Annotated in this window: 13 protein-coding genes and 1 pseudogene; 9 read left to right on the top strand and 5 right to left on the bottom strand. The window is 41.6% G+C overall.

All coding sequences use genetic code 11. The annotated features are described in order from the left end of the window. Positions 1 to 327: 327 nt before the first annotated feature. The gene (locus FL972_RS14115) at positions 328 to 1,380 is read left to right on the top strand and encodes an NAD(P)-dependent alcohol dehydrogenase (RefSeq protein ID WP_144606217.1); all 1,053 of its coding nucleotides are present in this window, start codon (positions 328 to 330) and stop codon (positions 1,378 to 1,380) included. Positions 1,381 to 1,416: 36 nt separating this feature from the next. On the opposite strand, the pseudogene FL972_RS14110 reads toward FL972_RS14115, so the two are convergent. The 4 genes and pseudogenes from FL972_RS14110 to ruvB form a co-directional block, all read right to left on the bottom strand. Beyond that, a pseudogene (locus tag FL972_RS14110) lies at positions 1,417 to 1,572 on the bottom strand (Holliday junction DNA helicase RuvB C-terminal domain-containing protein); the annotation flags it as partial. Continuing rightward, positions 1,572 to 1,889: a hypothetical protein gene (locus tag FL972_RS14105; RefSeq protein ID WP_144606215.1), complete on the bottom strand. Its 318-nt coding sequence runs from the start codon at positions 1,887 to 1,889 to the stop codon at positions 1,572 to 1,574. The gene FL972_RS14105 and the pseudogene FL972_RS14110, both read right to left, overlap by 1 nt. A gap of 1 nt (position 1,890) precedes the next feature. Continuing rightward, positions 1,891 to 3,144 carry a hypothetical protein gene (locus tag FL972_RS14100; RefSeq protein WP_144606213.1) on the bottom strand — a complete coding sequence of 418 codons (1,254 nt, stop codon included), beginning with the start codon at positions 3,142 to 3,144 and terminating at the stop codon, positions 1,891 to 1,893. Positions 3,145 to 3,228: 84 nt separating this feature from the next. Further along, on the bottom strand, positions 3,229 to 4,260 hold the full coding sequence (gene ruvB / locus FL972_RS14095) for a Holliday junction branch migration DNA helicase RuvB (protein WP_144606210.1): 1,032 nt from the start codon (positions 4,258 to 4,260) through the stop codon (positions 3,229 to 3,231). A 275-nt stretch (positions 4,261 to 4,535) separates the two neighbouring features. Here ruvB and FL972_RS14090 point away from each other — a divergent pair, with 275 nt between their 5' ends. From FL972_RS14090 to FL972_RS14060, 7 genes are all read left to right on the top strand, one after another. Then, a complete protein-coding gene (locus FL972_RS14090) occupies positions 4,536 to 5,600 on the top strand; it encodes an FAD:protein FMN transferase (RefSeq protein ID WP_144606208.1) in 1,065 nt (354 codons plus the stop codon). A gap of 114 nt (positions 5,601 to 5,714) precedes the next feature. Next, positions 5,715 to 6,467 (top strand): ZIP family metal transporter, encoded by a 753-nt coding sequence (locus FL972_RS14085; protein WP_091653589.1) that lies wholly within the window; start codon positions 5,715 to 5,717, stop codon positions 6,465 to 6,467. A gap of 119 nt (positions 6,468 to 6,586) precedes the next feature. Beyond that, positions 6,587 to 6,853, top strand: coding sequence for a DUF4212 domain-containing protein (locus FL972_RS14080; protein ID WP_091653587.1), 267 nt, complete (start codon positions 6,587 to 6,589; stop codon positions 6,851 to 6,853). Between the two features lie 7 nt (positions 6,854 to 6,860). After that, positions 6,861 to 8,543, top strand: coding sequence for a sodium:solute symporter family protein (locus FL972_RS14075; RefSeq protein ID WP_144606206.1), 1,683 nt, complete (start codon positions 6,861 to 6,863; stop codon positions 8,541 to 8,543). A gap of 48 nt (positions 8,544 to 8,591) precedes the next feature. After that, on the top strand, positions 8,592 to 10,484 hold the full coding sequence (acs, locus tag FL972_RS14070) for an acetate--CoA ligase (protein WP_144606203.1): 1,893 nt from the start codon (positions 8,592 to 8,594) through the stop codon (positions 10,482 to 10,484). Positions 10,485 to 10,558: 74 nt separating this feature from the next. Continuing rightward, entirely contained in the window at positions 10,559 to 12,493 is a 1,935-nt protein-coding gene (locus FL972_RS14065) for a DUF294 nucleotidyltransferase-like domain-containing protein (RefSeq protein WP_144606201.1), read from the top strand. After that, on the top strand, positions 12,490 to 13,161 hold the full coding sequence (locus tag FL972_RS14060; RefSeq protein WP_144606199.1) for a 3'-5' exonuclease: 672 nt from the start codon (positions 12,490 to 12,492) through the stop codon (positions 13,159 to 13,161). Before FL972_RS14065 ends, FL972_RS14060 begins: the two co-directional genes overlap by 4 nt. Here the strand turns inward: FL972_RS14060 and FL972_RS14055 are convergent, their stop codons facing one another. Beyond that, positions 13,162 to 14,562 carry a DUF4403 family protein gene (locus tag FL972_RS14055; protein ID WP_144606197.1) on the bottom strand — a complete coding sequence of 467 codons (1,401 nt, stop codon included), beginning with the start codon at positions 14,560 to 14,562 and terminating at the stop codon, positions 13,162 to 13,164. A gap of 74 nt (positions 14,563 to 14,636) precedes the next feature. On the opposite strand from FL972_RS14055, the gene ytxJ reads away from it, so the two are divergent. Beyond that, on the top strand, positions 14,637 to 14,972 hold the full coding sequence (ytxJ, locus tag FL972_RS14050) for a bacillithiol system redox-active protein YtxJ (protein ID WP_144606195.1): 336 nt from the start codon (positions 14,637 to 14,639) through the stop codon (positions 14,970 to 14,972). The last annotated feature ends 25 nt before the right edge of the window (positions 14,973 to 14,997 follow it).

Here is a 14,997-nt window from a genome sequence, read left to right as displayed (position 1 = left end):
TTCTCGGGATGGTTCTTTTGCTTCAAGGCAAAAGAACGAAGAGAAAAAAGAAAATGCTTAATAAAAGCAAAAGGATTTTAAGTTAGCTAAAGCTTACTTTCCATAACAAAGAATTAAATTCCGAAATTTTACTTATTTCGAAATTTAATTTAAACTGTCAATGATAGCAGAGTCAAAGGCCATATATATCATTGTGTCCTTCATTTCTATCCCGTACAATTGTCAGGACGCTCAATGTGACAAATTGCACTTTTGAGACAGCCTTCTTTTTATTCAAAACTTATCTATTTTAAATGATGTTCCATCTCAAACCACAAATCCTTTTTTATGAAAACTGTTAAAGCTTATGCTGCATTTGAGGCAGAAAAACCCTTGGGACCATATGATCTAGAAAGAAGATCTGTCGGGGCCAAAGATGTTGAAATTGAAATTTTGTATTGTGGAGTTTGCCACTCTGATATTCACACTGCCAGAAATGAATGGGGAGGCTCTACCATGTATCCGGTAGTTCCGGGTCATGAAATCGTAGGAAAAGTAACTGCCATAGGGCAGGAAGTCTCCAAGTTCAAAGTTGGTGATACTGTAGGGGTTGGCTGCATGGTGGACTCTTGCCAAAAGTGCCAAAACTGTGAGGCTGATTTGGAGCAATTTTGTGAAAATGGAATGTCCGGCACTTATAATTCATATTTACAAGACAAGAAAACTATTACCTATGGAGGCTATTCTTCTTCCATAGTTGTCACTGAAAATTTTGTGTTGAGCGTTTCGGATAAACTTCCTTTGGAAGGGGTAGCTCCATTACTTTGCGCCGGAATTACCACATATTCTCCTTTAAGACATTGGAATGTCAAGAAAGGGGATAAGGTAGCAGTTGTTGGATTAGGAGGATTGGGACATATGGCCGTGAAACTTGCCTCTGCAATGGGAGCGGAGGTTACCATGTTAAGTCGTTCGCCAGAAAAAGCTAAGGATGCCGATTCATTGGGAGCACATCACTTTGAGTTGACTACAGATCCTAAAAATATGAAGCGCTTGAAAGGGTCTTATGATATCATTATTGATACCGTGTCCGCGTCGCATGATTACTCTGCTTACCTGAATCTTCTTCGCACTGATGGAGTGATGGTATTGCTTGGTGTTCCGCCAACTCCTGAACAGATTCACGCTACTTCCTTGATTTTTGGAAGAAAAAGTTTAGCAGGATCCTTAATAGGGGGTATCAAGGAAACTCAAGAAATGCTCGACTTCTGTGCAGAGCATGGAATTGTATCAGACGTGGAAGTTATACCTATTGACAAAATCAACGAAGCTTATGAGCGTACCATCGCGGGTGATGTTCATTATCGATTTGTGATTAATATGGCTTCGCTGAAAAAGTAAAGTAAATGGCCTAGAGAATTATTCTAGGCCATTATTTTAAATATCAAACAAACCTCCCATTCCTTGGGCTGGCTTAATTTTTAGATGCTTGTATGCCAGTTCGGTAGCCATTCTTCCTCGGGCTGTTCGTTTCATATAGCCTTCCTGAATCAGAAAAGGCTCATACACTTCCTCAATAGTCTCGGCTTCTTTTATTTTGATTCTCTTTTGAATTCCTCTTCTTTATAAATCTCCATAAGGCTCTTAACAAGACGTTCAATTTCTAACCTTAATTTTCTATTTTCGCGGTCAAGTCCGGTAACATCAGCTGCCAAGTCTAAAAGCAATTTTTCGAGCTTACTCCTCACAGAAATAACCTCAATAATTGGATCAATATATCTGACATATTCCAGATAAACATTATGAGCAAAAATCCCAAAATTCTGAATCCCTATTGGGTCCCAATGAATCAAAGCAAGATTTATTCTTGTTTGTAATCCATTTAACCTTTTTAGTTCGTTGTAGTCCATCTCATGGGTTTAATAAGTAAGTTACGATCTTTCCATGGTTTTTACCAGAAGATATATCAATGACTATTGCTTTCCCTTGAAATTCCACAAATAATTGATTTCCCCATCTTGCATTATGTACTATTCTGGGAACTCCATTTCCAAGAATAGTTTTAATTTGGGAAGGGGAAAGACCCTTAGAAATTCCATACGCAATCGGTGCATGGGAAGTATATCCATTAAAAGTGATTTTTAGTCCTCCAACAGTCCAACTTTTACTGCCCAGCATGGATGCTATTTCGGTGTAAGCTGAATATCTTGTTGATAAACTAAACACCCGATTTCTGAGCGCGTCAGAGATATTAGTTGAAAGTGCTAGAAAAAGTACTTGAGAAACATTCTCCGGACTAAAAATGGCCATCATAAATTTCCCCTTCTGCTGAAGATAAATCTGATTGACAAGCTTATTAATTTCTGCCCAATCACCCATCGTCAACCCTGGAGTTGTCATCATCTGACGAATCATAGATACAAACTCTGAGGCGCCATGAGTATTCAGATAGTCCAGCTGCGCTTCTCTTTTTTGATCCGGATCAAGCAACTCCTCCGGAAAAGGAATGCAAAACTCCTCTTCACAAATGTCTTCCTCTTTATCTGAGTCCCCTGTTGGAGGCGGTGGTGAACTCGTTCCTCCTCCTCCTGAAGAAGGGGTTTCGGTGCCTACTGGCTCATTAGTTTCATAGAGGTTCACATAACACTCCTGAACCCACACAGATTGCTGAGACTCGACACCTACCTCTTCTTCCATTGCAAAATATGGGAAATCTACCCAGTACCCAGGTTGACAGTTGGTGAATAAAGAATACGCTCTTGATGAAACTTTCGGCTCCTTGGTCTGATAGCGGATATGAGAGATCAGTTGACCGTTTTCTACTTTGATGCTTCTCAGGTGTCGCTCATCATAGGTAAAGAGATCAATCCTCCCCGTCCAGCCTAACGGTATCTGATGGTAGGTCATCCCTTCTGACTTCTGACCTTCACTGAAGTAGCGCGCCACCACTGGTATAAAGCCATCCGCTACCTGAGGATTTTCGACAAATAAAAGACTCTCCTCGGTCAAATCATCGGCCTGACTGCCATATTTCTCCATAAATGCAGTAGGCATAATTCCGGTCAGATTTTTAAGATGTACCTCAAACACTTGTCTTCCGTCCGGGAACTGATAAGTATAAAAATCCTCCCATTCCGGCTCTTTTTCAAAGAAAGGTAAAATCAAATTATGGATAAACTCGCTGGCATTGGCTAAGCCTAGTTTCTGGAGAATCAGGACAAAAAGAAATGCCTAGGGAAATGCCTAATTTTAAATATCAAACAAACCTCCCATTCCTTGGGCTGGCTTGATTTTTAGATGCTTGTATGCCAGTTCGGTAGCCATTCTTCCTCGGGCTGTTCGTTTCATATAGCCTTCCTGAATCAAGAATGGCTCGTAAACTTCCTCAATGGTTTCCGCTTCTTCCCCGCAGGCTGTGGCAATGGTGCTCAAGCCTACAGGTCCGCCTTTAAACTTTTCAATGATGGTAAGTAGGATTCTGTTATCCATTTCATCCAAGCCATTTTCATCCACGTCCAAGGCATTTAAAGCAAATTTTGCTATATCCAATGTGATGGTTCCATCCCCTTTGACTTCAGCGAAATCCCGCGTTCTTCTCAAGAGCATATTTGCAATTCTCGGCGTTCCACGGCTCCTTCTGGCAATTTCAAAGGCTGCAATTTCGTCTATGGGAGTTTGCAAAATCCCTGCAGATCGGGACACGATATCTGTGAGCAATTTGGCATCATAATATTCCAGTCTGGAATTGATTCCAAATCTGGCTCTCAATGGAGAAGTCAATAAGCCCGAACGGGTGGTAGCTCCGATCAGGGTAAAGGGACTGAGAGAAATTTGAACTGATCTTGCATTAGGCCCTGAATCCAACATGATATCGATTCGGAAGTCCTCCATCGCAGAGTACAGATACTCCTCCACGATGGGATTGAGACGGTGGATTTCATCGATAAAAAGCACGTCTCCTTCTTCCAGATTCGTTAAAAGTCCAGCAAGATCCGAAGGTTTATCTAAGACAGGGCCTGAGGTGATTTTGATTCCGGCCTTTAGTTCATTGGCAATAATATGGCTCAGGGTGGTTTTCCCCAGTCCCGGAGGGCCATGCAATAATACATGGTCCAAAGGTTCGTTTCTGTTTTTGGCGGCCAAAACGAATACCCTCAGGTTTTCAACGATTTTGGCCTGACCTGTAAAATCCTCAAAACTTAATGGACGGAGTGCTTTTTCAAATTCCTTGTCTTTGGAACTCAAATGCTCCTCGTCTCCTCTCAGATAATCTTCTCTCATGATTCTTCGCTAGCTTACAAATATAGAAATATGATGATCCCTAATGATACCATCAACCAAATTCTCTTTGATTAGTGGGAGGGAAGACAGAAGACAGAAGTATCTAAAACCTTTGGTTTTTACCAAAGCAAGGTTAACCTGGTAAATTCTTAAAGACAGTAATTTTTCTCAAAAGATTCAAATAAATAGCCATGGGAGCTATCATAATTTTGAAGTAAGAAATTGACAGGCCAAGCAAAAATAAGCCTTAACTTTGATCCCAAAATAGATTCGAAATGCGCCCGAATACCCGAAAAAATATCATTTACTCCCTGGTTCTTCTTCTACTAGTATTGGTAGTCTACACCTGGAGAAACCGGGAAAAATCGCCTGAAATCACCCTGGAAGAGGCTGCTCAAACCGGAAAAGTGACTTTATCCGGCCAAACCATGGGGACAACTTATACAGTCACCTATTTAGATATTGAAAATCGGGACTTCAAAAAATCCATTGACTCTCTGTTGGTAGTTTTCAACCAAAGTCTATCCACCTATATCCCGGACTCTGAGCTAAGCCGCTTTAATCAAGGCGACTCCTTGAATTTTCAATTGCCTTTCCTTCCACAAGTATTAAAAGCAAGCAAAGATGTCTATCAGAAAACCGAAGGTGCATTTGATCCAACCGTGGGTCCTTTGGTGAATGTATGGGGCTTTGGTCCTGGTGGACCGCAGTTAAAAGACTCAGTGGATATCCAAAACATGCTGAGAATGGTTGGGTTTGACAAAATTGATTTTGATGCAAAGCAACTGAGAAAAAAAGTTCCTGGCGTATATCTAGACTTTTCTGCGATTGCCAAAGGGCAAGGAGTGGATGTGGTAGCCAGATTTTTGAGCAGTAAAGGATTGTCAGATTATTTGGTAGAAATAGGTGGGGAATTAGTGGCGCGTGGAGTAAATGAAAAAGGCGAACTCTGGAAAGTGGGTGTAAATAGACCTGAAGAAGAATCCAATGCATCGGAACTATACAGCATTATTGCCTTAAACAATAAGGGCATGGCAACTTCAGGCAATTACAGGAACTTTTATGTACAAGATTCCATCAAGATATCTCACACCATTGATCCTAAAACTGGCTATCCTGTAAGACATAATTTGCTTAGCGCTACAGTCCTTGCAAATGATTGCATGACTGCAGATGCCTATGCCACAGCCATGATGGTTATGGGTACCGAAAGGGCTATTGCTCTATCAGAAGGGATCAAAGAAATCGAAGTATTTCTAATCTACAGTAATCCGGATGGAAGTTATGGAACTTATGCCAGTGAAAGCCTAAAGCCGTACTTATCGTTTGTTCAGGAATAGGAGCACAGGTTCACAGCTTTAAAATAAATGCAACATTATTGAATTTTATTACCTTTGCGAGGGTTATAAACTCAGCTTTTCTGAGATTTTGAAAGGAAAAGCTGATCAATTCGCATGGGAACCAACTTTATTCTTCTTTTTCTAACTGCTATGATTGCGGGATCTTTGGTCTTTTTTGCACCGAATTTCCGTGACAAATACTTCAAGCTAGTACTGGTTTTTGCGGGCTCTTACCTTTTTTCCATCACCATTCTTCACATAATTCCCGAACTTTTTGACAGCACCTATAGCAGTTCCAGTATGGGACTGTACATTTTGATTGGCTTTTTATTTCAGCAGATTTTAGAATATTTATCCAGTGGAATAGAACATGGTCATATTCACCATCATCACGGTTCCGGCAAAGGAGGAGTGATGACAGTCATGATTGGGCTATTCATCCATGCTTTTTTGGAAGGTACCTTACTATCTCATGGAAGCTTGATGGAGGGTGTGGTAGAAGAAGTGGCTCATGGCCATAGCGAGAATACCATTTTGGCGGGAATCATCATGCACAAAGGTCCAGCAGCTTTTGCTTTAGCCGCGGTACTTTCATCCGAGCTTTCGAAAAAATGGACCTTGATTCTATTAACACTTTTCGCATTAGCATCTCCTTTAGGAATGTTTTCAAGTGCCTTTTTATTCCAGCAAGGAGTTTTGGAAAAAGAAGGAATCGGTGTTTTGTACGGGCTCGTTGCAGGAGGATTTCTTCACATTTCCACAACCATATTCTTCGAAAGCAGCCCACAGCATAAGCTTCAAACCAGTAAGCTTTTGGTAAGCTTCTTTGCCGCAGCCTTAGCGATTGCCTCTGAATATTTGCTATAAAAATTCGTATAGCTAAGCTGACTTTTTAAAAAATTTTAATTTTTATATAAAACAGGTTGCTTTTACGTGGATTCACCTGCTACTTTATATGCTGAATCATTTATAAAGCCAAAGAATCTATGCCTTCCCAACCCAAAATAAATACAAAACGCTACTGGAGAAAAAATCTTCAGACCTTATTAATTCTACTCTTTTTCTGGTTTCTCGTATCCTTCGGATTTGGAATCCTATGGGTAGAAGAACTCAATCAAATCAGGCTAGGAGGCTTCAAATTAGGTTTCTGGTTTGCACAGCAAGGATCTATTTATGCATTTGTGGTTTTGATTTTCATTTATGTCTACCGCATGAATCGGCTGGATAAGGAATTTGACGTAAACGAAGAATAATCCAATCATGGAAATCCTCACCTGGACTTATTTACTTGTAGGCGTCTCATTCGCCATTTACATTGGCATTGCCATTTGGACTAGAGCCGGTTCCACTAAGGAATTTTATGTAGCTGGAGGGGGAGTTTCCCCCTTGGCAAATGGAATGGCAACGGCTGCAGATTGGATGTCAGCTGCTTCTTTTATTTCTATGGCGGGCCTAATCTCATTTGCGGGATACGATGGCTCGGTATACCTCATGGGCTGGACCGGAGGCTATGTCTTACTGGCTCTACTGCTTGCACCCTATTTGAGAAAGTTTGGAAAATTTACTGTCCCTGATTTTGTGGGTGATCGCTACTATTCGAAAACCGCAAAAATAGTCGCTGTCATTTGTGCCTTATTTATATCCTTCACCTATGTTGCGGGGCAAATGAGGGGAGTGGGAATTGTTTTTTCCCGCTATTTGGAAGTACCGATTGAATGGGGTGTAGTGATTGGAATGTGTATCGTTTTTTTCTATGCTGTGTTAGGAGGCATGAAAGGAATCACCTACACCCAAGTCGCCCAATACTGTGTGCTGATTTTCGCCTATATGGTACCGGCTATTTTCATTTCTATGCAATTGACTGGTAATCCTATTCCCCAATTGGGATTGGGAGGAGAGTTGGAAGAAGGCACCTATCTATTGGACAAGCTAGATGGTGTTTTGGCAGATTTAGGATTTGCAGAATATACCTCAGGCAGGAAAAGTATGACTGATATATTCATGATCACATTGGCTTTGATGGTTGGTACCGCTGGTTTACCACATGTGATCGTGCGGTTTTTCACAGTTCCCAGAGTCAAAGATGCACGGCTTTCAGCAGGTTATGCTTTGGCCTTCATAGCGATTTTATACACCACTGCCCCAGCAGTTGCCGCATTTGGCATTTACAACGCGATCAATTCCACCTCGGAAAAGAGAATGGATGAGCTTCCTACCTGGATAGCAACTTGGCAAAAAACTGATTTGATACAAGTAGAAGACAAAAATGGAGACGGAAAAGTCCAATACCTGCCGGATCCGGAAACCAATGAGTTGAATATAGACCGTGATATCATGGTGCTGGCCTCTCCGGAAATAGCAAAACTTCCCAACTGGGTGGTTGGTCTGGTTGCAGCAGGCGCCATGGCGGCAGCATTATCCACAGCAGCGGGACTTCTATTAGTTATCTCCACTTCGGTTTCCAGAGATTTGGTAAAAACCTATAATCCTGGCATTTCAGAAAAGAAGGAATTGCGTATTGCCCGAATTGCCGCAGCCGGAGCAGTGATATTGGCGGGTTATTTTGGAGTAAACCCTCCCGGTTTTGTGGCTCAAGTCGTTGCTTTTGCCTTTGGCTTAGCGGCAGCTTCCTTTTTTCCAGTCATCATTATGGGGATCTTTTCGAGTAGGATTAATAAAGAAGGCGCCATCGCAGGCATGTTAACTGGGCTGGTCTTTACATTGGGCTACATCATTTATTTCAAGTTCATCAGTCCCGAACTCAATACTTCTGAGCACTGGTGGTTTGGAATATCCCCTGAAGGGATTGGTTCACTGGGAATGATTCTCAATTTCCTAATTTGTATTTTAGTATCAAGTTTAACCCCTCCACCTCCTCAAGACGTACAAGAGATGATAGAGGAAATCCGAATTCCCCGAGGAGCAGGAAAGCCGACACATTAGAATTAATTCAGGGCAAAAGCCCTTTTTTACAATAAACCTAAAGTAGAAATGAGCGATCGATTACACACACTCAGCGGATATTTGTATGAATACCAGAAAAGTGTTGCCCAGCCGGAGGAGTTCTGGTCTCGGGTTGCAGATTCTTTTCATTGGAGAAAAAGATGGTCCAAAACTTTAAAGTGGAATTTTCGGGACCCAGATGTCAAATGGTTTATCGACGGTAAACTGAATATCACTGAGAATATTTTTGAAAGACACCTCTATACAATTGGCGATCGGCCTGCTATCATCTGGGAGCCTAATGATCCTAAAGAAGCTGGACGAACGCTTACATACAAAGAGCTTTACCATGAAGTTTGCCGATTTTCAAATGCCCTGAAAGCAAAGGGAATCGGAAAAGGTGATCGAGTCATTATCTATATGCCTATGGTGCCCGAGGCAGCTGTTGCCATGCTTGCCTGCGCCCGAATTGGAGCCATTCATTCTGTGGTTTTTGCGGGATTTAGCGCCTCTGCTTTGGCTGATAGAGTGAATGACTGTAAGGCAAAAGCAATCTTAACAGCTGATGGGAATTTCAGAGGGACTAAAAAAATTCCTGTCAAAGATGTAGTCGATGAGGCATTGGAAAAATCCTCCGTGGAAACCGTGATTGTTTACCAAAGAACCCATCAAGAGATCCAGATGAAATCTGGAAGGGATCATTGGTGGCATGATGTAATCAAAGGAGAGAAAAAAGAAAATAAAGCAGAGGAAATGGACTCGGAGGATATGCTCTTTATCCTTTACACTTCAGGTTCTACCGGCAAACCCAAAGGCGTGGTTCATACAACCGGAGGGTATATGGTTTATACCAAATATTCCTTTGAAAACGTCTTCCAATATTCTCCAGGAGATATTTACTGGTGCACTGCAGATATAGGCTGGATTACCGGGCATTCCTACATCGTATATGGTCCATTACTGGCAGGAGCAACCACTTTAATGTTTGAGGGAGTTCCTACTTTTCCGGATGCAGGAAGATTTTGGGCAGTAGTGGAAAAACATAAAGTAAATCAGTTTTACACGGCCCCTACAGCCATTAGAGCTCTGCAAGCTCATGGAACAGAACCCATAGAGGGATATGATTTAAGCTCATTGAAAGTACTTGGCTCAGTTGGTGAGCCCATAAATGAGGAAGCCTGGCATTGGTATCACACCCATATCGGAAAAGGCAAATGTCCGATTGTAGATACCTGGTGGCAGACCGAGACAGGTGGAATCATGGTCTCCCCTCTTGCAGGGATCACTCCAACCAAGCCAGCCTATGCAACATTACCGCTTCCCGGAATTCAATTATGCATAGTGGACCCGGAAGGAAATGAACTCACAGGAAATGGAGTAGAAGGAAACCTTTGTATCAAATTCCCTTGGCCTTCTATGATCCGTACCACTTATGGTGATCATGATCGATGCAAACAAACCTACTTCTCTACTTACAGGGACATGTATTTTACAGGAGATGGTGTCAAGCGAGACCATGATGGATATTATAGAATTTTAGGACGAGTAGACGATGTGATTAATGTTTCCGGACATAGAATGGGCACCGCAGAAGTAGAAAATGCCATCAATGAACACCCATTAGTGATAGAATCTGCGGTAGTAGGCTATCCACACGAAGTCAAAGGCCAGGGCATTTATGCTTACGTGATCTGTGACATGAAGAATAGAACGGAGGAAAACTTGGTCAACGAAATCAAGGACACGGTTTCTAAAATTATCGGGCCCATTGCTAAGCCTGATAAAATTCAAATTGTGCCAGGTTTACCCAAAACCAGATCTGGTAAGATTATGCGGAGAATATTGAGAAAAGTCGCAGAAAATAATCTGGATAATATGGGAGATACTAGTACACTGCTTGATCCTGAGGTGGTGACTCAGATTATTGAAGGCAGAAAGTAACCCGGATTTTAGAATTGGATGCAGGATACAAGAAAATAGAACTTGTATCTTGCATCTAAACTTCTTCAACAAGTATGGCCAATGTCATTGTCAACCGGGTTCAGGAATTTCTAAAAAAACATCCTCCCTTTTCCTTCTTGAACCAAGATGACTTAGCCTCCGTGGCCTCTCAAATAGAAATTCAATACCACGAGAAAGGTGAAATTCTATTTGAAAAAGGCGATGCCCCGGAAGCCCATTTTTTTATCCTGAAAGAAGGCCAAATTGAATTGAAAGACGGGGAGGAGACCAAAGACTTTTGTGATGAAGGGGATGTGTTTGGAGTCTTGGCCTTATTGGGAAAAAGACCCTATATCCTCACTGCAGCAGTATTGGAAAACTCGCTGGTATATTGCATCCCGGTCAATGCTTTTGAAGAAATTCTGCAGAGAAACAGCAAAGTAGCTCTCTTTTTCGCTGCGGGTTTTGCATCAGGACAAGTAGTAATCAGGCAGGATCTTTCTGCTGGACAGAAAGCAAGAGGGATTTTCAAAAAAGACAATAATGACCATTCCTTACTCATTTTTTCAGATCAGTCTGAAATTCGATTTTCAGAAAATGTAGTTTGTATTGCTCCAGAGTCCAGCATACAACAAGCTGCAGAAAAAATGGCAGAAAAGGAGGTGAGTTCAGTCGTAATTATCAATTCCGATAAATACCCCCTAGGAATCATCACCGACAAGGATCTTCGAACCAAGGTTGTCGCAAAAGCCATCTCACTGGATTTGCCTGTGAAACAAATCATGAGTTCGCCGGTGATCACCAAAAAAAGAGACAGCAGCTTTTCAGACTTGTATCTGAGTATGATAAAAAACAGGCTGCATCATTTGATTCTGACCGAAGATGGGAGCGCCGAAAGCCCTGTTTGTGGAATTCTATCTGATCATGACGTACTACTTTCCATGGGAAATAGTCCGGCAGTTTTAATCAATGCCCTGCTCAATACTACCAAACTAACAGAAATGCGATCCATTCGGGATAGAGCAGAGACCATGTTGCGCTATTATTTGGAAAATGAGGTATCCATGGATTTTGTTGCCTCGGTCATGACTGAAATCAATGATGTCATCATTCAACAAGCAACCAAAATTGCCAAGAGCAAACTAGCACCCGAATTTCCGGAAATGCAGGGAATCAAATTTGCCTTTATTTCTTTGGGCTCGGAGGGAAGGGAAGAGCAGCTCCTAAGAACTGACCAAGACAATGCCTTGATTTATGAGGACCTCCCGGTTTCGGTTCAAGCGAAAGCCCAAAATTACTTCCAACTAATGGGTTCCGAAATAGTGGAAGTTCTCCTTGCATGTGGATTTGCATCCTGCCGGGGTGAGATTATGGCCTCCAATCCCAAATGGGTACAGCCTCTGAGCAAGTGGAAAGAATATTTCTCCGAGTGGATTCTTTCACCTACTCAAGAATCCTTAATGCAGGCCTCTATCTTTTTTGACTTCAGAAAAATCACCGGTAGCTCTTCTCTAACTGATGAGCTCAGTGCCCATATATATGAGGAAATTCAGTCCAAAAAGGCTTTTCTGAGCTTTATGGCTCAAAATGCTTTGAAAAACCCACCTCCACTCGGCTTTTTTAAAGACTTCATGGTAGAAAAATCCGGAGAACATAGAGACCAATTCGATATCAAAGCCAGAGCAATGATGCCCTTGGCGGACCTAGCCAGACTTTTGGTCTTGAGCCATGGAATAACAGGGATCAATAATACTTTTAAGCGCTTTGAAAAATTAGGACAGTTGGAACCCAGTTATGAATCTCTTTTCAACCAAGCCGGAAAGGCCTATGAAATCCTGATGAGGATGAGGGCCTTGGAAGGACTTCAAAATGATAATAGTGGCAGATTTATTTCTCCGGAAAACATGGGAAAACTTCAAAGACAATTGCTGAAGAACACCTTTTCCCCATTGGCCGAATTACAGGATATTGTGGAGGTACGTTTTCAACTAGCCTATTTCAGGAAATGAGTTGGTGGCCTTTTGGAAGAAAAAAAGAGGATCAGCCTCCTTGGCTTAATGCTTATTTGACCGAGGCAAAGAAGTCTATTCCCGGAATTCGAAAAATCCAGCAGTTGAACTTTGTAGTCTTGGATACCGAGGCCACTGGTTTTGATCCTAAGAAAGATGAATTATTATCCTGCGGTATCATAGGGATTGAAGAGGGAAAAATCAAAATCAGCAGTTCCAAAGAATGGCAATTTGCATCTGATAAATCTCCCGGTAAATCCGCTACCATACATGGCTTGATTCATCCCAAAAATCCAATTGAGGTAAAAACTTTTTGCCAGGAGCTTCTGCAAAGTATACAAGGATCTATCATCGTTGGCCATCATATTGGATTTGATCTGGATTTGCTCAGCAGGACATTTCAGCCTTTTGGATTTAATCAATTCCCTAACCCGAAAATTGACACGATGGGTTTGGCTGTTCGTTTGGATTTTGGTCCCCAAGTAGACTGGAATAGGGTTAGGAAAGAAGATTACAGCTTGGATGCTATGTGCGAGAAGTTCAACATCCCAAAAGAAGACAGGCATACTGCTGGAGGAGATGCATTTCTGACTGCTCAATTATTATTGAAGTTATTAAAGCAGGCTGAGAAAAAGGGGATTCTTACTTATCAAGAGCTCTTTCGCTGATTATTTCCAGTTGACTCCTATTTTTCCTTGGGCTTTCATCATGACCTGCAAGCTGGAACGGGTAGGATAAAATCCCGAAGGAGAAATTTCAAGATTTTGGATAGACAAATCAGCGATAGGAGTCTCCAGACCCAATCTTTCCTGAATGCCTCCCAAGCTATCTTCCAACAAATCTCCTATCGGAAAAACAGCCCTTTTTTCAATCTGACGGATAATTTTTCCCTTTTTAAGCGCAATTCCCAACTTGGCTCTAGAATTATCACTCATCACTTTGAAATTAACATCTTCAAAAATCAGACTTTCCGACTTTCTATCATAGGCAGGCTTCCCTACGACAAAGAAGTTCCCTTCCATTCGCTCACCATTTTCCCGGTCAGCCACGAAATCACAGGTAATAGCCAGTCGTTCTCCAAAAGGTTGAGTTTTGAGATTTGCTAAAGTCAACAATGTCTTTCTATCCGCTCTGAATGTTTTTCCCAGAAAATTCTCTGCCATCAAAGCATCTAGCTCCTCATAAGCCATTTGAAAAGGTAAGGTGATTTCTAAATGATTTTCTGAATCTGAATTAGTACTTAGAGTTGGAAGAGGAAAAGCTCTAGAAGGTGTTGCATTTGAAGGGTGGGTATTGATTTTTCCGCTGAGACCCAACCAAAGGTGGAAATTCTCAGATCGGTCAAAATACTCTTTTAATCTCACCGATTGAGGCTGAATAGAAAAGGCCTGAGCGCCTCCCTCCCAGTTTACCATAAAAGGCTTACCGGCTTGTTCCCATGCCAAGTCAATCATAGGCTTCATGTTGACCAATTTTTGATCAGGACGTAAATTTTCTTTCGCCCAAGCCCGGATTTCCCTTTCCAACAATCCGCTCAAATCCAGTTTCATCCCCAACACGTCCAAAGCAAGGTTTCCACCTAAATCCACCAATTCAAAATGCCTGATGCTCAGACTCCAGTCTGGATTTATCTGGGGATTCACTCGAAATACGGGAGCAAACTGCTCATCCAATGGTACTTTTCCCCTAAATAAACTTCCCAATCCTCCTTTTTTCAGGCCTAAATTACCTCTAACCTTTAAAGGAAGAGTCATTTGAATGGTCTGGCTATCCAAAGCTACCCATGAGATATTCCCAACTCTGCTCAATTGAAGATTTCCCTCTATACCGCTACCTAAATCCAAATTTTCCTCGGAAACCAAATTAACTGGAAGTTGGGAATTAAATATCTTATTGAGAGTAGCCTTCGGCATAGTCAAAGGAACATTGACCTCGGAGGTAGCTTGAGGGATTTCTGGTAAAGGTCCCGGATTAGAAATGTCTAAACTTTTGCACCCGACAAGCAGAATGCTGAGAAATATGAGAGGAATACTATATTTTTGCAATTGAGTTGCGAATTGATGGATCATTTGTAATTTCAATGAATCTATTAAGGAACTAATTACTCCCTGCAAGTATTGTCCCAATTAAAGGATAAGAAGTGATGAATTGGAAAAAATTAACAGAAGAAGCTCAAATTGAAGAAATAAAAGCGCTTAGCAAAGCAAGACCTGTGATGATTTTTAAGCACAGTACACGTTGCTCAGTCAGTAGCATGTCCTTGGACAGACTATTGAGAAATTGGAAAGCAGAGGATGAACAGAAGCTAGTTCCTTATTTTTTAGACCTCATTGCGTATAGAAATCTTTCAAACCTCGTAGAACAAGTATTTGGCGTACCACATGAGTCTCCTCAGGTAATCATTGTACGGGATGAGGTGGCTGTTTACGACAATTCTCACTTTGGGATCAATTATTCAGATTTAATGGCAAAAATTTAAAAGCTGTTAAAAGCCTTATTCGGCC

It is taken from the genome of Algoriphagus algorifonticola (assembly GCF_007655305.1).
Classification (GTDB): domain Bacteria; phylum Bacteroidota; class Bacteroidia; order Cytophagales; family Cyclobacteriaceae; genus Algoriphagus; species Algoriphagus algorifonticola.
Note: the sequence above shows the minus strand (reverse complement) of the source record. Positions and strands in the feature narration are given on the sequence as shown.

Excerpts from the sequence above, each read along its gene's own strand:
- FL972_RS14115 (WP_144606217.1), top strand. The coding sequence starts at position 328 with ATGAAAACTGTTAAAGCTTATGCTGCATTTGAGGCAGAAAAACCCTTG.
- FL972_RS14105 (WP_144606215.1), bottom strand. The coding sequence starts at position 1,889 with ATGGACTACAACGAACTAAAAAGGTTAAATGGATTACAAACAAGAATA.
- ruvB (WP_144606210.1), bottom strand. The coding sequence starts at position 4,260 with ATGAGAGAAGATTATCTGAGAGGAGACGAGGAGCATTTGAGTTCCAAA.
- FL972_RS14090 (WP_144606208.1), top strand. The coding sequence starts at position 4,536 with ATGCGCCCGAATACCCGAAAAAATATCATTTACTCCCTGGTTCTTCTT.
- FL972_RS14085 (WP_091653589.1), top strand. The coding sequence starts at position 5,715 with ATGGGAACCAACTTTATTCTTCTTTTTCTAACTGCTATGATTGCGGGA.
- FL972_RS14080 (WP_091653587.1), top strand. The coding sequence starts at position 6,587 with ATGCCTTCCCAACCCAAAATAAATACAAAACGCTACTGGAGAAAAAAT.
- FL972_RS14075 (WP_144606206.1), top strand. The coding sequence starts at position 6,861 with ATGGAAATCCTCACCTGGACTTATTTACTTGTAGGCGTCTCATTCGCC.
- acs (WP_144606203.1), top strand. The coding sequence starts at position 8,592 with ATGAGCGATCGATTACACACACTCAGCGGATATTTGTATGAATACCAG.
- FL972_RS14065 (WP_144606201.1), top strand. The coding sequence starts at position 10,559 with ATGGCCAATGTCATTGTCAACCGGGTTCAGGAATTTCTAAAAAAACAT.
- FL972_RS14060 (WP_144606199.1), top strand. The coding sequence starts at position 12,490 with ATGAGTTGGTGGCCTTTTGGAAGAAAAAAAGAGGATCAGCCTCCTTGG.
- FL972_RS14055 (WP_144606197.1), bottom strand. The coding sequence starts at position 14,562 with ATGATCCATCAATTCGCAACTCAATTGCAAAAATATAGTATTCCTCTC.
- ytxJ (WP_144606195.1), top strand. The coding sequence starts at position 14,637 with ATGAATTGGAAAAAATTAACAGAAGAAGCTCAAATTGAAGAAATAAAA.